We start from the raw sequence: 17,537 nt of genomic DNA, 5'->3' as shown, positions 1-17,537 counted from the left end.
GCAAGGCACGCAACTACATGCGGACGGAACGGGCATATAAGATCGGCATCTGGGTGTCGGGGATTATCCATGTAGGGATCATCCTCTGGGCTGTGCTGGGCGATCTGCTGTTTACACGCGATCCGGTCGATCCGATCCAGATGACCTCTGTATCGGTGATCTCGGATGCCGATTTCCAGGCCATGCAGGCCGCCGCCCCCAAGGCGGGCGAGGTGCAGGAAACCGCGCCGGAGGCGATCGCGGCCCCCGAGGAGGATGTCTCTCCGGCCGAAGACACGCCCGCGCCCGAGGAGGCGCCCGATCCGGCACCGCAGGAGGCCTTGGCCGAGCCCGAGCCCACGCCCGAGGCGAAGCCCGATCTATCGGATGTGCAGGAGCCCGCCGAGCCTACCGAGGTCACGGAAGTTCCGCCCTCGATGATGCCCGAGGTCGAGGAGCCGCAGGATACCGCGACGCCCGAGTTCAGCCCGCGCCCCATTGCCAAGCCCGCGCGCCGCGTCGCGCCCGATCCGATGCCCACGCCCGAGCCGGAGGCACAGGTGGCCGAGGTGCCGAAAGAGGCCACTCAAGAGGCCGAGGCCCCCGAGCCCGAGACACCCAAGGAAGAGGCACAGCAGGCGCAGGCGCCCGAGGAATCGGGCACCGAGATCGAGACCGAAGCGTCGAAGCCGGTGGAAGAGGCCAAGACCTCGGCTCCGCCCTCGAGCCCCAAGCCGCGCACCAAGCCTACCCCGCCCAAGAAGGAAGAGCCCAAACCCGAGCCGGTGAAGACCGCAGCATCGGAAAAGGCATCGGATAAACCTGCTGATAAGCCGGCAGAGAAAACGCCCGAGAAGAAAGCGGATACGCCTGCCAAGAAGCCCGCCGAGAAGAAACCGGCAGCGGCCAAACCCGCGGCACCTGCGCCCAATACCGAGAAGGCCGTGCAGGATGCGCTGGCACAGGCTCTGGGGGGCGAGGGCACCGGGGGCACCGGCAATGCGCCGATGGGGCCGCCGATGACCAGCGGCGAGAAAGACGCGCTGATCGTGGATGTGAAGCAATGCTGGAACGTGGGCGCGCTGTCGTCCGAGGCGCTGCGCACCACGGTGACCGTCTCGGTGCAGATGCAGCCCGACGGCATGCCGATCGCCAGCTCGATCAAGCTGGTGGGCTCGCAGGGGGGAAGCGATGCTGCGGCAAAACAGGCCTATGAGGCCGCGCGCCGCGCCATCATCCGCTGTGGTTCGGACGGCTTCCCGCTGCCTGCGGAGAAATATGGCCAGTGGAAGACCATCGAGATGGACTTCAACCCCTCCAAGATGAGGATGCGCTGATGCCGGAAATCCCGTTTTCGGCAAATAATCGCGAGACCGCGTGCGGATGTGATGCGCCTGTCGCGCATTCCGCGCTACAACCGACAAAACCTGCCCGTCCGCATGGGACGGGCGCGGACCAGACAAGGAGTGTTTCGATGCTGCGTATGATGATGGCCGGACTGGCTGCCGCAGGTGTGATGTCGGCGGGGCTGGTTGCCACTCCGGCCATGGCGCAGGATGGCGGCCCGCTACATGTCGAGATCACCGATGGCGTGATCGAGCCGCTGCCCTATGCGATGCCCACCTTTATCGCCGAGACGCCGGATGCCGCGAAAGTGGCGCAGGATATTTCCAGCGTGATCAATTCCGATCTCTCGGGCACCGGCCTCTTCCGCCAGATCCCGCAGGATGCCTATATCCAGCGTTTCTCGAGCTTCGGCACGCCGGTCAGCTATCCCGACTGGACGGGAATCAAGGCGCAGGCGCTGGTGGTGGGCGCGGTCTCCATGCAGGGCGGCAAGGCCGTGGTGAAATTCCGTCTGTTCGATACCTATTCCGGCGCCGAGATGGGCGAGGGCCAGCAACTGGCCGCCACGCCGCAAAGCTGGCGCCGTCTGGCGCATAAGGTTGCCGATACGATCTATTCGCGCATCACGGGCGAGGGCGGCTATTTCGACAGCCGCGTGGCCTTCGTCTCCGAAACCGGCCCCAAAAATGCCCGTCAGAAACGTCTCGCGATCATGGATTATGATGGCGCGAACGTGAATTATCTCACCGATTCCAGCACCATCGTGCTGGCGCCGCGCTTCTCTTCGGACGGGTCCAAGCTGATCTACACCACCTTCGAGACCGGCTTCCCGCGCATCAAGATGATGAATGTGGGCAATGTCAGCTCGCAGCTCCTGCCCGAGACCCCCGGCACGATGACCTTCTCGCCGCGCTTCTCGCCCGATGGCAGCTCGATCCTCTATTCGATGGAACAGAACGGCAATACCGACCTCTTCCGCATGAGCACCGGTGGCGGCGCGCCCCAGCGCCTGACCAATAGCCCTGCGATCGAGACGGCCCCCTCCTACAGCCCTGACGGCTCGCAGATCGTGTTCGAATCCGACCGTTCGGGCACCCAGCAGCTCTATGTGATGAGCGCGAATGGCGGCGAGCCCACGCGGATCTCCTTCGGCGAGGGACGCTATTCGACGCCGGTCTGGTCGCCGCGCGGTGATATGATCGCCTTCACCAAACAGCATGCGGGCCGTTTCCACATCGGCGTGATGCGCACCGACGGTTCCGAGGAGCGCCTGCTGACGGCCTCGTTCCTCGACGAGGGTCCGACCTGGTCGCCCAATGGCCGCGTGATCATGTTCACCCGCGAGAGCCCCGGTGCGAGCGGCAGCGCGAGCCTGTGGTCGGTGGATATCTCGGGCCGTAACCTCAAGAAAGTGCCGACCCCGAGTGCTGCCTCCGACGTGACGTGGTCACCGCTCCTGCAGTGACATTCCCAAGCGAGCCAAATACTGTTACCGTGCTCATGACGAGCTTCTGACATAATGGAAAAACCTATGAAAACCGCAATCAAAGCCGCCCTGCTGCTGAGCGCATTGGGCCTTGCCGCGTGTAACAATCCCGACCGCTTCGGCGACGGGTCGGGCGTCACCGATCCGGGCGGCGCTTACGGCAGCGGCTATGGCGACGGCTCGGTAAGCCAGGGCAATATCTCGGACCCGAACTCGCCTGCCTATTTCCAGAAGACCATCGGCGATATGGTCCATTTCGTGGTTGACCAATCCACCCTGACGCCCGAAGCGACCCAGATCCTGACGCAGCAGGCACAATGGCTGACCTCGCATCCGAACTATACCGCCGTGATCGAAGGCCATGCCGACGAGCAGGGCACGCGCGAATACAACCTCGCCCTCGGTGCCCGTCGTGCAAGCTCGGTGCAATCCTTCCTGATCAGCCAAGGCGTGAGCGGCAACCGTCTGCGCACCGTCTCCTATGGTAAAGAGCGCCCGATCGCGGTCTGCTCGGCTCCCGAATGCTACGCCCAGAACCGTCGCGCCGTGACGGTGATCGCGCAAGGCGCAGGTTCCTGATGATGCGCGCGCTGAAGGGGGTAGTCTGCGGTCTGGCACTGATGGCGGGTCTGCCCGCCTTCGCGCAGGACCAGCAGTCTCTGGCCGATATCCGTTCGGAACTGGCGCAGCTCTCGACGCAGGTGCAAAGCCTGCGTCAGGAGTTGGTCTCGTCCGGTTCGCAGGGTCTGCAGGCGGCGGGCGGTGCCTCGGCGCTGCAACGTATGGATACAATGGAAGCGTCGCTCTCGCGCCTGACCTCACAGACCGAGGAACTCCAGAACAAGATCAACCGCGTTGTCAGCGATGGCACCAACCGGATCGGCGATCTGGAATTCCGTGTTTGCGAGATGGAGCAGGGCTGCGATATCGGATCTCTTGGCACGACCAAGCCGCTGGGCGGCGAGGCCGCAACCGCAGCACCGGCACCGGCGCCGGCGGCATCGAACGGATCGGGGCAATCGAGCGCCGATCTCGCGATGAACGAACAGTCGGACTTCGATCGGGCCAAGGGGGTGCTCGATCAGGGTGACTTTCCTCGCGCCGCGAAAGAGCTTGCGGCCTTTGCCCAATCCTATACGGGCGGCCCGCTGAGCGACGACGCGCTCTATTATCAGGGTGAGGCGCTGCAGAAATCCGGCGATATGGCAGGGGCGGCGCGCGCGTGGCTCAATGCCTTCTCGACCTATCCCGATGGCGACAAGGCACCGGAAAGCCTGACCAAACTGGGTTGGGCGCTGGGGCAACTCGGCCAGCGTAACGAGGCCTGCACGGCCTTGGGACAGGTGGGCACCCGCTATCCGCAGGCAACGGCCGTCTCGGAGGCACAATCCGAAATGTCGAAGCTCGGCTGTATGTGAGGCGCCCTTGTCGGACCATGAGAATACCCAGACTGCCGCGCCGTGTCGCGGCAGTTTGTCTTTGAGCTCCCCGATGCTCGAGCAATTCATCGGCCGTCTGGCGGGGCAGCGCGTGGCGCTGGCCGTGTCGGGCGGCGGGGATTCCATGGCGATGCTGTATCTGCTGGCGGGACGGCTGGATCTTTCGGTCGTGACCGTCGATCACGGGCTGCGCCCCGAAGCGGCTGACGAGGCGCGCATGGTGGGGCAGGTGGCACAAAGCCTTGGCCTTACCCATCACACGCTGCACTGGAACGCGCCTGCGGGCGGCAACCTGATGGATCAGGCGCGCCGTGCGCGGATCGGGTTGATGGGCGAATGGGCACGGGCGCAGGGCATTGGCCATATCGCGATGGCCCATACAGCCGATGACGAGCTGGAAACTTTCATCATGCGCCTTGCGCGGGCCTCGGGGCTGCAGGGCCTGTCGGGAATGCGGCATGCGTGGTGCGAGGCGGGGGTCATGTGGCACCGTCCCATGCTGGATCTCGGGCGGGGGGCGTTACGCGATTATCTGCGCAACCGAGGGGGACACTGGGCCGATGATCCGTCCAATGACAATCCCAAATACGAGCGCGTGCGCATCAGGAAGGCCGCCCCGCAACTCGCCGCACTGGGCCTGACGCCCGAGGTGATCTCTGCGAGTGTGGCCCATCTGGCCCGCGCCGAAGAGGCGCTTTCGCAGGCGCTGGTGGGGATGGTTGCGCGTCATGTGATGGTGGATCGTGGCGATGTGCTGGTGTCGCTCGAGGGGCTCGAGACCGAGCTTCAGGGAGAATTCCGGCGCAGGCTCTGGGCCGTGATTCTCGGCTGGATCAATGGCGGGGAGTATGCGCCGCGCGGCACCAAGCTGGAGGCCTTCTGCCACGATATTGGGCAAACCCGGACGCTGGCCGGTGTCCGCCGCAGCCATGACGGTGATTTTATCCGCTTTACCCGCGAGTTGGCGTCTGTTCAGGCATTGGTGGTGCAGGGGGGTGAGGTGTGGGACCGATGGCGTCTACGGGGCTCGCAGGACGGGATCGGCCTGCAGGGCCTGAGTATAGGCGCCCTTGGCGAGGCGGGGCTGGCCCTGTGCCCGGACTGGCGCGAGACAGGGCTGCCGCGCGCCTCGCTTATGGCCAGCCCCGCAGTCTGGGCAGGTGAAACGCTTGTTGCCGCCCCCTTGGCAGGGCTGCCGAATGGCTGGATCGCAGAAATTGCCGTCCCGTTTGCGCCCTCAATGCTATTCACCCGTTGAACCCTGAGCCTAAATCCCTATTTTCATTCCAACGGTTCCCCGCTCTACACTTTGGGGGGCCAAAATGAATTGGAGGTTTTTCCTTGGGTAATGCGCGCAATCTTGCCTTTTGGGCCGTGCTGTTCGTGCTGATCCTCGCCCTGTTCAACCTGTTTGGGGATGGACAGAACGCGATGAATTCGCAGCAAGTCGATTATTCCGAGTTTATTCAGGCGGTCGACAAGGGCAATGTCAGCAATGTCCAGATCGATGGGGAGGATGTGCGCTACCAGCTGAAAGACGGCACTGCGACCTATTCCACCGTCAAGCCGCTGACCGACCCGATCGCCGAGCGGCTGATCTCGTCGGGCGTGCAGGTGAAAGTGGTCAAGCAGGCACAGTCCGGCTTCATGTCGCTCTTGGGCGTCTGGTTGCCCTTCCTCGTGCTCATCGGGATCTGGATCTTCTTCATGAACCGGATGCAGGGCGGCGGCAAAGGCGGCGCGATGGGCTTCGGCAAATCCAAAGCCAAGCTTCTGACCGAGAAGCAGGGCCGCGTGACCTTTGACGATGTCGCAGGCATCGACGAGGCCAAAGAAGAGCTGGAAGAGATCGTGGAATTCCTGCGCAATCCGCAGAAATTCAGCCGCCTTGGCGGTAAGATCCCGAAAGGCGCATTGCTGGTTGGCCCCCCGGGGACTGGTAAGACGCTTCTGGCGCGCGCGATTGCGGGCGAGGCGGGCGTGCCCTTCTTCACCATCTCGGGCTCCGACTTCGTGGAGATGTTCGTGGGTGTCGGTGCAAGCCGCGTCCGTGACATGTTCGAACAGGCCAAGAAAAACGCGCCCTGTATTGTCTTCATCGACGAGATCGACGCTGTGGGCCGTGCCCGTGGTGTGGGCATCGGCGGCGGCAATGACGAGCGCGAACAGACCCTCAACCAGCTACTGGTCGAGATGGATGGTTTCGAGGCCAATGAGGGCATCATCATCGTTGCCGCGACCAACCGCCGCGATGTGCTGGACCCCGCTTTGCTGCGTCCGGGCCGTTTCGACCGTCAGATCCATGTGCCGAACCCCGATATCAAGGGCCGCGAGAAGATCCTGACCGTCCATGCCCGCAAGGTTCCCGTTGGTCCCGATGTCGATCTGCGCACCATCGCGCGCGGCACGCCGGGCTTCTCGGGGGCGGACCTCATGAACCTCGTCAACGAGGCGGCGCTGATGGCGGCACGCGTTGGCCGCCGGTTCGTGACGATGGAGGATTTCGAGCAGGCCAAAGATAAGGTCATGCTCGGTGTCGAGCGCCGCTCGATGATCCTGACGCCCGAGCAGAAGGAAATGACTGCCTATCACGAAGCCGGTCACGCCATTGTCGGCCTTGCGCTGCCCAAATGCGATCCGGTCTACAAGGCCACGATCATTCCGCGCGGTCAGGCGCTGGGTATGGTGGTGAGCCTCCCCGAGATGGACAAGCTGAACTACCATAAGGACGAGGCCAAGCAGAAGATCGCCATGACCATGGCGGGCAAGGCGGCCGAGATCAAGAAATGGGGTCCCGACCATGTGTCGAACGGTCCGGCGGGCGATATCCAGCAGGCATCGGCCATTGCCCGCGCGATGGTGATGCGTTGGGGCATGTCCGATAAGGTCGGCAATATCGACTATGCCGAGGCGCATGAGGGCTATTCCGGCAATACCGCTGGTTTCTCGGTTTCGGCGGCGACCAAGCAGCTGATCGAGGAAGAGGTCCGTGAGCTGATCGAGGAGGGCTACCGCGAGGCGGTGCGCATTATCGACGAGCAGGAAGTCGAGTGGGAACGCCTTGCGCAGGGCCTGCTGGAATACGAGACCCTGACCGGCGCAGAGATCAAGAAAGTCATCAAGGGCGAGGCTCTGGGTGGAGGTGATGACGACACCCCCACCGGTGGTCTGCCGACGGTGACCTCGGTGCCCAAAGCCAAAACCGAGGAGGTGAAGCCCGAGGGCACGCCCGACGGGACAGAGCCGACCGCTTAAGCAAGCTACAATCCGGTAGATGGGCCGCCCTTCGGGGCGGCCTTTTCCATGCGACGCAACGACTGTGCTTGACCTTTGCGACAACTCTCCCAAGCATGTGTCCCAGAAGGCATTTCGCGATCGGACAGGGAAACTCATGCCGGCATTGAGACGGACCGGATATCAGGCAGAGATCGTCTGGTTGGGCATCGTGCCACAGGGCCAGATGCAATCGGTGGCGGTGGACCGGATGGAACTGGATTTCGAGGGGCCGCTCGGCGAGGCGCATCGTGGATATACGCGCGCTTCCTGCTCGCGGGTCACCGGGCAGTTTGCCAAGGGCACCGAGATCGCCAACACCCGCCAGTTGAGCATCCTGTCAGCGGAGGAGATGGCCGAGACCGCTTTCGTCATGCGCATCCCCGAGCTGAAGCCCGAATGGGTGGGGGCCTCCATCGTGCTGCGTGGCCTGCCGGATTTCACGCATATCCCGCCCTCCTCGCGGCTGCAGAGCGAGGAGGGGGTCTCGCTGGTTGTGGATCTCGAGAACCTGCCCTGTGTCCAGCCTGGGATAGAGATCGCCAAGACCTATCCCGACAAGGGAAAAGCCTATAAGCCCGCAGCCCTCGGGCGGCGCGGGGTTACCGCATGGGTCGAACGCCCAGGCGGATTGAGACTGGGCCAGCTTGTCGATCTGTGGGTGCCTACGCAACGGGTCTGGCGGCAGGGCGAGGGCGAGGGCTGAACCGGATGCCTGTAAATGGCCGGCTTAGGTCGCATCCAGAACAGGGCCTTCTCCAGATCGCGCATAGTTTCTTCCCGACGCGTCCGGCAGGCCGGTTTCGGGGGCTTATGGCCTCAAACCCTTGTCTTGGGATTAGGGGTCTGCGATAGGAGGCTGACCTGTTCTTTTGTGTGGAGATGCCGATGCTCGATCCGAAAACTGTCGCTTCGATGCGGGAGCTACGCGTCGAGATCGACCGGCTGGACCGGCAGATTGTCGAGCAGCTGACCTACCGGCTGAGCCTGATCGACCGTGCGATCGATCTGAAACCCTCGGAAGGGCTGCCCGCGCGGATCGAGGAACGGGTCGAGGATGTGGTCGCCAAGGTCAAGGCGCATGCCGTGCAGACCGGCGGAGACGTGGAACTATTCGAGCAGCTCTATCGCATCATGATCGAGGCATCGATCCTGCGCGAGGAGCGGGTTCTTGGCACAGGAGACGTGAAATGAGTGCGACGATCATTGATGGTAAGGCTTTCGCGGCCACGGTGCGCGAGAAAGTCGCCGCACAGGTAGCCAAGCTAAAGGAAGATCACGGGATCACCCCCGGTCTGGCCGTGGTTCTGGTGGGCGAGGACCCGGCATCGGAAGTCTATGTGCGCAACAAGGGCAAGCAGACCGTCGAGGTCGGCATGAATTCCTACGAGCACAAGCTTGATGCCGCCACTTCGGAAGCCGAGCTTCTGGCCCTGATCGCCAAGCTCAATGCCGATCCGGCCGTGCATGGTATTCTGGTGCAGCTCCCTCTGCCCAAACATCTCAACGAGGATCTGGTGATCAACTCGATCGATCCGGCCAAGGATGTCGACGGCTTCCATATCTCCAATGTCGGCCTTCTGGCCACTGGGCAGAAATCCATGGTGCCCTGCACGCCGCTTGGCTGCCTGATGATGCTGCGCGACCATCACGGCTCGCTCTCGGGGCTGAATGCGGTGGTCGTCGGGCGTTCCAATATCGTGGGCAAGCCGATGGCGCAACTGTTGCTGCGTGACAGCTGCACGGTGACGGTGGCGCATTCGCGCACCAAGGATATCGAATCTGTCTGCCGCTCTGCTGATATTCTGGTGGCGGCCGTTGGCCGTCCCGAGATGATCAAGGGGGATTGGGTGAAACCCGGTGCGACAGTGATCGATGTGGGTATCAACCGCATTCCCGCGCCCGAAAAGGGCGAGGGCAAGAACCGCTTGGTGGGCGATGTCGATTTCGCTTCCGCCGCTCAGGTGGCCGGTGCCATCACGCCGGTGCCCGGTGGTGTCGGTCCGATGACCATCGCCTGCCTGCTGGCCAATACCTTGACCGCCTGTGCGCGGGCCAATGGTCTGGCAGAGCCTGAAGGGTTGACTGCGTAATCCGCCCACACGCGGCGATTGAATGATAAGGGCAGGCGTCGGAAAAGTCTCCGGCGCCTGTCTCGTTTTTGCGACGCTTCCCGCTCATGGACGCATTTTCTTTCATTCTGCGATATGGTTGAGGAGGTAAGCTGGGTTAAAGCTTATTATATCCTCCATAACGGAGAGTAAGACTATTCGTATGAGGTAAGACGGGATGTGGCAGGCCTATCTCCGATCGCTGAGCGTGCCGACGCTGCTGCTGACATGGGTTGCAGCTTCGGCATTTGGTGTGCTTGGTGGGCCGTTCGGCACCTTTGAATGGCTGACGGTTGGCGAGAGGCTCGTCTACTGGCCGTCGCTCTGGGCGCTGGGAATCACGATCGGCTGTGCGTTGCGACTGCTCTACGAGGAGGTTCTGCAGATCCGTAACTTCTGGAGCTATGCGTTGCTGGAAGCCAGTAGTCTCGGGCTGTTGATGGCTTTCCCATATCACAGTTTGCTGCATTATCTCGCCGAGATCGATCACGCGCATCTGCCTTCGCTTCTGCAACTCGGCGCCTACAATTTCGTAATGACGTTCTTCTGTGTCAGTCTGCGGCGGCTTTTCTACCCTGAAAGCAAAGGGTCAGCGACAGGAGAGGACGAAGTCCGCCCTGTCTCCGACAGGCAGTCTGTCGCGCCGCAAGCGGATGCTGCATCCTATGCCTCGCCTGCCGATCCGGAACCCGCCTTCTCGCCAGACGCCACCCGCGAGCCAGAGCTTGATGCCCTGACCACGCCACGCCTGCTGCAGCGTCTGCCCAAGGCCCGGCAGGGCGATATCTGGCATCTGCAGAGCCGCGATCATTATGTTCATGTCACGACGTCGAAAGGCTCGCATCAGGTGCTGATCCGGCTGGCGGATGCGATGGCAGAGCTGGAAGGGGTGCAGGGGTTGCAGGTCCACCGCTCGCATTGGGTGGCCGAAGAGGCCGTAGCGGAAGGGCGCAAGCTGAATTCCAAGGCCGAGCTGACGCTTCGCAACGGGGCGGTGATCCCTGTCTCGCGCACCTATCTATCCGATGCAGAGGATGCGGGCTTTTTCGATCTGGATGAAGGGCCGCAGGGCTACCGGCTCAGTTAGTGCAGGATCTCCTCGTCGCGCACGAACATATTGGCCCATGCGCGGTCGATCAGCTCGGGCGTCATTTGCGGCGGGATACCCTCGAATTTGCAGATCTCGATCATTTGGTCGATCAGGAAGATCGGCTGGTAATTGGCATAGACGTTGTGGATGGTGGGGTATTTCACCTTCAGCAGATGCACCAATGCGGCCTCGCTGAGCGGGATCTGGCGTTTGTTGGCCACCAGTTTGAAGATCTTGAGGAAGTCGCGCTGGTTCGGGCCGTCGATCTTGATCTTGAAGAAGATCCGGCGCAGCGCGGCCTTGTCGAAGATCGCATTGGGGTGGAAGTTGGTCGAGAAGATCGCGAGCGTGTCGAAAGGCACCTCGAATTTCTCGCCCGATTGCAGCGCGAGGATGTCGCGGCTTTCTTCCAGCGGCACGATCCAGCGGTTCACCAGCTTCTGCGGCGGCTCGGCCTGACGGCCAAGGTCGTCCACGATGAACACCCCGCCCGAGGCTTTCAGCTGTAGGGGCGCGGTATAGGTGCGGGCCGTGGGGTTGAACTTGAGGTCCAGCATATCCAGCGTCAGTTCGCCCCCCGTGATCACGGTCGGACGCTCGCAGAGCACATAGCGGCGGTCGAAGCGGTGTCCGGCGCGGCGCAGGGCGGTGGGGTCCTCCGCGGGGAGCGGTGCCTCGTTATGGATGATCGGGTCGAAGACGGTGATGATCTGGCCCGAATATTCAATGGCGCGCGGCACATAGATCTGGTCGCCAAGCGCATCGCGGATGCCGTTGGAGATCGAGGATTTCCCGTTGCCCGGCGGGCCATACATCAGGATCGAACGGCCCGAGCCCACGGCGGGGCCAAGCTGGTCGATCAGGTCAGGTGGCAGGACCAGATGGCCCATCGCCGCGAGCAGCGCATCGCGGGTCAGCTGGATATTGCGGATCGACTGGCGTTTGACCTGCTCGCGATACATCGCCAGCGGCACGGGCAGCGCACCATAATATTCCGATTGCGCCAGCGCATCGAGCGCCCGCGCGCGCCCCGCATCCGAGAGCTGGAAGGCCATCTCGTTGCCGGAATTGGCATGGAGCGTGCCCATCGCCTCCACAAGGCGCTGGTCGCGGGCCATGTCGATCAGCTCCTGCAGCAGGGTGGTCGGCAGGCAGAGCAGTTCGGCCAGCGAGCTAAGCGTGGTCTGGTTGGTGCGGAACATCGTTTTCAACAGGATGTCGCGCATCATCACAAGGCTCAGGCCCGTCTCGGACAGGCTGCGTGGCATGTGAGGGGCGGTAATTGTGCGGGCCATCATATTCATACGACACGACCTTCCTGAAACGGGATTTCCGATAGGGATTAACGGACTGTTAGCCCTGCTTATGATCGGAAAGTGCCGCCGCAATGTGGCCGAATTCGGGAAAAAGGCGGGCGCTGTCTGGCCTTATGCTGCCAAGACGCAAGCAAGCGCCAGATAGGCCCAGAGCGCGAGGGCGAGACCGACACCGGCGGGTGTGCGCTTGGCCCCCCAGCTTTTCCAGTCGGGGGTGGCGCGGGTCAAGGCAGGGATGCGCTTGAGGATCTGGTGCAGTCCCAGCCCCGCGATCAGCCCGACCGACAGGCAGATCAGCGCCAGAGAGATCTGCCCTTCGGCCTGCGAGACGAAGAGCGCGGCCACGGAGACGAATTTGATATCGCCCGCGCCGAACCCCGCATAGGCGAAAAGCACGAAGCCTATGGCAAAGACCACCACAAAATTGAGCCAGCGCCATGCCCAGACATCCAGCGGTAAGGCCAATAGCCCCAGCACGACGAAAATTCCCGTCATCGTATAGACCGCTACATTGCGGATTTTCATGTCGCGCAGATCGGTAAGGGTGATCCAGATACAGATCGGCGTCAGCGCCAGCAGAAAGGCCAGCGCGGTGACGAAAGGCCCCGGAGCGAGCATGTCAGGATTTCACCTTATTGGCGTCGAGCGCTGCCAGCGCGCGGGCGGCTTCCTCGAAATATTGCGGATTGGTATCTACCGCCTCCTGCAAAAGCGAGCGCCCCGTGTTCACATCACCCTGCTTGATCGCCGAAAGGGCCGCCGTATAGAGCAGCTGCGCCCGCTCGGTCTGGGTCATGTCGATGACCGGCATATCGTATTTGCGCTGCGCGGCCCGCGCCAGAACGAGGTTATTCTTGGTGGTGAAGCTCGAGGGATTATACGTCAGCGCCTCGGCGAAGAGCTTCTCGGCCGCTTTCCCATCCCCGCGGGTGAGCTTGGAGAAGCCCCAGTTGTTGAGCACCCCTGCGGGGCGGGTCGTCAGGCTCACGGCAGTATCGTAGAAACTGTCGGCCTTTTTCCACTCTTTCTGGCTATCGGCCACCATCGCCTCGAGGCGGTATCGGTCATAGGTCTCGTAGGTGGGCGGGACGGTGGCGAGCGTCGCCTTGGCCGCCGCCCAGTCATTGCTGCGGATCTGCGCATCGGCCAGCCCCACACGGTCGGCATCACCGGCCCCCGGCATGGCCAGAACCTCCTGCCAGACCGTGATTGCGCGCTCGTGGCTCTTGGCGCGCACCAGCGATTTGGCAAGGCCGCGCTTAAGGTCGATCCGGTCGGGGCTTTCGGTGCTGGCGCGCTCGAAATATTTCACGGCCTCTTTCGGGTCGCTGACCGTAAGCATGATGTCCGAGAGATTGGTCTCGTCGATCGCATTGACGGCTTTCATGGCCTTGGCTTCCTGGGCACTGTCGCGCGCACCGCAGGCGGCAAGCGTCAGGGCGCTGCCCAGAAGGGCACAGATCAGGATGGTCTGGCGCATGGTCCGCGTCCTCTTGCTCGGCCTCAATGCTGGGTCAGCAGCAGGTATTCACCGCGCCCGCGTCGCACCAGCTTGAATGTCTGTTCTTTTGCCGGATCATAGACAGGTTTGTCGATCTTTGCGAGCGCGTGCATCAGGTTTTCACGGATTGCGTCAGATTCGCCATTATCGAGCCCGTAGGCGATACGGAAGGTGCGCGCGGCCTCGGCCACCTTGCCTTCCTCCATCAGGACCACGCCCAGATTATTCCATGCGGGCACGAATGTGCCGTCCTCCTCGGTGGCGCGGCGCAGGATCTGTTCGGCCTGACCGAGCCGTCCGAGTTTGAGATTGGCCGAGCCTATCGCCGAGAGCGTATCGACATTGACGCCCTGTTCGGCCATGGCGCGGTAATAGGCCTTGAGCGCCAGATCGTATTCGCCCGCGGCCATCAGCCGGTGGCCCACGATCAGCCCGTCCACGCCCTCGCCATCGGCATAGCCCGGAGCAAAGGGGGAATCGGTTTTCGCGCCAAAGGGCATACAGCCCCCGAGCGCGGCAGATAGGCAGAGAAGGGCGAGGAAACGTCCTGTGGCGCGCATCGGTCCGGTCTGGTTTTACATGTTACCGAAGCTGACTACCATATCGTAGACCGAAGGCCCAACAAGGATGATGAGAAGTGGCGGCACTGTGAAGGCCATAGTGCCCAAAGTCATCTTGGTCGGGATCTTGTTGGCGGCTTCCTCGGCGCGCATGATGCGTTTGTCGCGCATATCGGCGGCATAGATACGCAGGGCCTCCGCGATCGAGGTGCCGAAGGTCTGCGACTGGATCATCACGGTGGCAAAGCTCTGAATGTCACTGACGCCGGAACGCTCGCCGAAATTGCGCATGACTGTGGCCTTGTCCTTGCCTGCCTTGATTTCGTAGGCGATCAGGGCGAATTCCTCGGAGATGGCGGGGCAGGATTGCGCCAGTTCGCGCGCCACGCGGATAATTCCCTGATTGAGCGACTGACCGGCCTCGACGCAGACCAGAAGCATGTCGAGCGCATCGGGAAAACCGTTCTGCAATTCTTCGGTGCGGGCGGCGACGCGGCTGTTGACCCATTGTTTGGGGCCGAAATAGCCCACAACACCCGGACCCATGATGATACCGATCATGACGGCCGGTTCGACCGGATCGGGGCTGGTGAGGGTCATGTAGACGATGATAAGCGCGCCGAGAGCCAGCCCGCCGATGGCCATTGCGGCCTGCGTCGCGTGGAAGGTCCGCACGGCATTGGGGCCGCGATAGCCCGCGCTTTGCAGCCATTTCTTGGCCGCCGACATTTCCTTCTCGTCCTGCGGCTCGAGGAAGCCTGCGAAACGGTCGAGCTTGGTCGTGCCGCTGTCGCGCAGCTTGCCCGGAGCCATTGCGGCCCCTGCCTGTTGCGGGCGGCGGCGCTGGCTGGCGATCTTGTCCAGCGGATCGGCGCGTTTTTTCAGCAAGAAGGGCAGGGTCGCCGCGATCAGCAGCGCCGCCGCGCCCAGAAGGGCGATCATCGGGCCCATCGGGCCGAGGGTCTGGAGCAGATATTGATTGAGCGGGCCCATGTGATCTCTCTAAGCGACAGAAGGAGTTAGACTTTGATATTGGTCATGATCTTCATGAACAGGTAGTTCATCCCCAGCAGGACGAAGACCGAGATCGCCAGCGGCAGGAACAGGGGTGAGTCCTTGCATTTGTCGTAATATCCGGGTTGCAGGATCAACACGCCGGCCAGCATCACCAGCGGGAAGCCCGACAGGAACATGCCCGACCATTTCGGCTCGGCGGTGATGGCCTTCACACGGCGGAACAGCCGGAAGCGGGCACGGATCACCTTGGACAGCCCGTCGAGCACTTCGGCGAGGTTGCCGCCCGATTGCTGCTGGATCGACACCGCCACGGCAAGGAAGCGCAGATCCTGCATATCCAGACGCTGGGCCATATCGCGCAGCGCATCCGCAACGGGGCGGCCATAGGCAGCCTCGTCCGCAATCATACCGAATTCGGTGCCCAGTGGGTCGGGGATCTCCTTGGCCACAGCCTGGATGGCCGAGGACAGCGGATGGCCCACGCGCAGGCTGCGCACCATCAGCTCGATCGCGTCGGAAAGCTGCTCTTCGGCCAGGGCCATACGCTTGTTGGCCTTCTGCGAGACCCAGAAATAGACCGCACCGAACCCCATCAAAACCGATAGCAGGAGACGCGTGGGCAGATCGATGGCAAGACCGACCGACAGACCGACGAAGACAATCACGCTCATCGCGCCCATCACCCCCATGAGGGCTTTGGGGCTGAAGGCGATATTGGCCTTCTGTGCCTTGGTGGCGAGGAGAGAGTAGAAAGGGATGTTCCGTCCCTTCTCGTGCTGGGTCACTTCCTTGCGGAGCTGTTCCAGCACCTCATCGCGCCGCCCGCCCTTCTCGAGCATGTCGATGCGGCGGTTCACGCGGCGCGAGAGCGAGATCGACTTTCCGAAGACCAGAAGATAGAGCCCCTCGACCAGCAGTAGCACGGCGACGAAGATGACCGCATAGATGGCAACGGTAGAAATCGCGCCCATGTTCAGCCCTCCACCGGCTCGTAGATCGAGGCGGGCAGATCATAGCCCCATTGGCGGAAGCGGTCGGCATAATGCGAGCGTACGCCGGTGGCGGTGAAGCGCCCGATGATCTTGCCTTCCGGCGTCAGCCCGAGGCGTTCATAGCGGAACAGTTCCTGCATCGAGATCACATCGCCCTCCATGCCGGTGATCTCGGAAATCGAGGTCATCCGGCGCGAGCCGTCCTGCAGACGCGAGGCCTGCACCACAAGGTTCACAGCCGAGGCGATCTGTGCACGCATCGCCTTGATCGGCATCTCGATGCCGGCCATGGCGATCATGTTCTCCAGACGCGACATCGCATCGCGCGCGGAGTTCGCGTGGATGGTGGTCATCGAGCCGTCATGGCCCGTATTCATCGCCTGCAGCATGTCGATGACCTCCTCGCCGCGGGTCTCGCCCACGATGATCCGGTCGGGGCGCATCCTGAGCGCGTTCTTCAGACAGTCGCGCGGCGTGACCGCACCGCGGCCTTCCACGTTGGGCGGGCGGCTTTCCATCCGGCCCACATGGGTCTGTTGCAGCTGGAGTTCGGCCGTATCCTCGATCGTCAGGATACGTTCCGAGTTGTCGATGAACGAAGACAGCGCGTTGAGGGTCGTGGTTTTCCCCGAGCCCGTGCCCCCCGAGACGATGACATTGAGGCGCGTGGAGACGGCGGCTTGCAGATAGGCGGCCATTTCCTCGGTGAAGGCGCCGAATTGCACCAGGTCGTCGATGCCGAGCTTGTCTTTCTTGAACTTCCGGATCGAGACGAGCGAGCCGTCTACCGCCACCGGCGGCACCATCGCGTTGAAGCGCGAGCCATCGGCCAGACGGGCATCGACATAGGGGTTCGATTCATCGACGCGGCGGCCCACGGCCGAGACGATCTTGTCGATGATGCGCATCAGGTGGCGCTCGTCCTTGAAGACGGTATCGGTCAGTTGCAGCTTGCCACCGCGTTCCACGAACACCTGTTGTGGGCCGTTGACCAGAATATCCGAGACCGTCTCGTCTTTCAGGAGCGGCTCCAGCGGGCCAAGCCCCATGACCTCGTCATAGAGCTCATTGATCAGGCCGGTGCGCTCGGTAGCCGTCAGCGCGATACCCGCATCCTGCACCACCTCCGAGCCAATGGAGGCGATCTCGCTGCGCAGATCGGATTCACGGGCGGTTTCCAGCGCCGCGAGGTTGAGATCCTCCAGCAGGCGGGTGTGGATTTCGGTTTTCAGCTCGCCCAGTTTCTGACGGCGGCGGCGGTCCTTGTCCTGCGGCTCGGCCTGTGCGGGGGCCGCGGGCGCGATCCGGCGCGTGATAAGGGGGGCTTTTTCCACCTCCGGCTCGGGGGCGACAATGTCGTCGAGGACGGGGGCAGGGGCGGGCGGCGTGGCCGGCTTCTTGTAACGCGAGAACATCTTGGTCCTTT

The 17,537-nt window shown here is 62.7% G+C and carries 17 protein-coding genes; 10 read left to right on the top strand and 7 right to left on the bottom strand.

Annotation, left to right across the window (positions count from 1 at the left end; all coding sequences use genetic code 11):
• Nucleotides 1-17 precede the first annotated feature (17 nt).
• From ABEB22_RS03465 to ABEB22_RS03420, 10 genes are all read left to right on the top strand, one after another.
• Nucleotides 18-1,316, top strand: a complete 1,299-nt coding sequence (locus ABEB22_RS03465; RefSeq protein WP_339114246.1) for a cell envelope biogenesis protein TolA — start codon at nt 18-20, stop codon at nt 1,314-1,316.
• A 146-nt stretch (nt 1,317-1,462) separates the two neighbouring features.
• Nucleotides 1,463-2,791, top strand: a complete 1,329-nt coding sequence (tolB, locus tag ABEB22_RS03460) for a Tol-Pal system beta propeller repeat protein TolB (RefSeq protein WP_339114463.1) — start codon at nt 1,463-1,465, stop codon at nt 2,789-2,791.
• 66 nt (nt 2,792-2,857) lie between these two features.
• Nucleotides 2,858-3,391 carry a peptidoglycan-associated lipoprotein Pal gene (pal, locus tag ABEB22_RS03455; protein WP_339114247.1) on the top strand — a complete coding sequence of 178 codons (534 nt, stop codon included), beginning with the start codon at nt 2,858-2,860 and terminating at the stop codon, nt 3,389-3,391.
• A gap of 2 nt (nt 3,392-3,393) precedes the next feature.
• Nucleotides 3,394-4,230, top strand: coding sequence for a tol-pal system protein YbgF (ybgF, locus tag ABEB22_RS03450; protein ID WP_339114464.1), 837 nt, complete (start codon nt 3,394-3,396; stop codon nt 4,228-4,230).
• A gap of 73 nt (nt 4,231-4,303) precedes the next feature.
• A complete protein-coding gene (gene tilS / locus ABEB22_RS03445) occupies nt 4,304-5,509 on the top strand; it encodes a tRNA lysidine(34) synthetase TilS (protein WP_406870828.1) in 1,206 nt (401 codons plus the stop codon).
• An 83-nt stretch (nt 5,510-5,592) separates the two neighbouring features.
• A complete protein-coding gene (ftsH, locus tag ABEB22_RS03440) occupies nt 5,593-7,506 on the top strand; it encodes an ATP-dependent zinc metalloprotease FtsH (RefSeq protein WP_339114249.1) in 1,914 nt (637 codons plus the stop codon).
• 136 nt (nt 7,507-7,642) lie between these two features.
• A complete protein-coding gene (locus ABEB22_RS03435) occupies nt 7,643-8,230 on the top strand; it encodes an MOSC domain-containing protein (RefSeq protein ID WP_339114250.1) in 588 nt (195 codons plus the stop codon).
• A gap of 182 nt (nt 8,231-8,412) precedes the next feature.
• A complete protein-coding gene (locus ABEB22_RS03430; RefSeq protein ID WP_339114251.1) occupies nt 8,413-8,718 on the top strand; it encodes a chorismate mutase in 306 nt (101 codons plus the stop codon).
• Entirely contained in the window at nt 8,715-9,617 is a 903-nt protein-coding gene (gene folD, locus ABEB22_RS03425; RefSeq protein WP_339114252.1) for a bifunctional methylenetetrahydrofolate dehydrogenase/methenyltetrahydrofolate cyclohydrolase FolD, read from the top strand. Before ABEB22_RS03430 ends, folD begins: the two co-directional genes overlap by 4 nt.
• Before the next feature lie 196 nt (nt 9,618-9,813).
• Nucleotides 9,814-10,722, top strand: coding sequence for a LytTR family DNA-binding domain-containing protein (locus ABEB22_RS03420; RefSeq protein WP_406870827.1), 909 nt, complete (start codon nt 9,814-9,816; stop codon nt 10,720-10,722).
• Here ABEB22_RS03420 and ABEB22_RS03415 read toward each other — a convergent pair.
• The 7 genes from ABEB22_RS03415 to ABEB22_RS03385 all read right to left on the bottom strand — a co-directional run bounded on the left by ABEB22_RS03415 (nt 10,719) and on the right by ABEB22_RS03385 (nt 17,526).
• Complete coding sequence (locus tag ABEB22_RS03415) at nt 10,719-12,029, bottom strand: ATPase (RefSeq protein ID WP_406870826.1); 1,311 nt, start codon at nt 12,027-12,029, stop codon at nt 10,719-10,721. The two genes, ABEB22_RS03420 and ABEB22_RS03415, sit on opposite strands and share 4 nt — an antisense overlap.
• 123 nt (nt 12,030-12,152) lie before the next feature.
• Entirely contained in the window at nt 12,153-12,659 is a 507-nt protein-coding gene (locus ABEB22_RS03410) for a prepilin peptidase (protein WP_406870825.1), read from the bottom strand.
• A 1-nt stretch (nt 12,660) separates the two neighbouring features.
• The gene (locus ABEB22_RS03405) at nt 12,661-13,521 is read right to left on the bottom strand and encodes a hypothetical protein (RefSeq protein WP_350936294.1); all 861 of its coding nucleotides are present in this window, start codon (nt 13,519-13,521) and stop codon (nt 12,661-12,663) included.
• Nucleotides 13,522-13,544: 23 nt separating this feature from the next.
• The gene (locus ABEB22_RS03400; RefSeq protein WP_406870824.1) at nt 13,545-14,102 is read right to left on the bottom strand and encodes a tetratricopeptide repeat protein; all 558 of its coding nucleotides are present in this window, start codon (nt 14,100-14,102) and stop codon (nt 13,545-13,547) included.
• 15 nt (nt 14,103-14,117) lie between these two features.
• Nucleotides 14,118-15,095, bottom strand: a complete 978-nt coding sequence (locus ABEB22_RS03395) for a type II secretion system F family protein (protein WP_339114257.1) — start codon at nt 15,093-15,095, stop codon at nt 14,118-14,120.
• 26 nt (nt 15,096-15,121) lie between these two features.
• Nucleotides 15,122-16,090, bottom strand: coding sequence for a type II secretion system F family protein (locus ABEB22_RS03390; RefSeq protein ID WP_350936292.1), 969 nt, complete (start codon nt 16,088-16,090; stop codon nt 15,122-15,124).
• A gap of 2 nt (nt 16,091-16,092) precedes the next feature.
• On the bottom strand, nt 16,093-17,526 hold the full coding sequence (locus tag ABEB22_RS03385; protein ID WP_406870823.1) for a CpaF family protein: 1,434 nt from the start codon (nt 17,524-17,526) through the stop codon (nt 16,093-16,095).
• Between the last annotated feature and the right edge of the window lie 11 nt (nt 17,527-17,537).

It is taken from the genome of Thioclava sp. 'Guangxiensis' (genome assembly GCF_045348365.1).
Classification (GTDB): Bacteria; Pseudomonadota; Alphaproteobacteria; order Rhodobacterales; family Rhodobacteraceae; genus Thioclava; species Thioclava kandeliae.
This window is presented reverse-complemented; position numbering and strand designations above follow the sequence as displayed.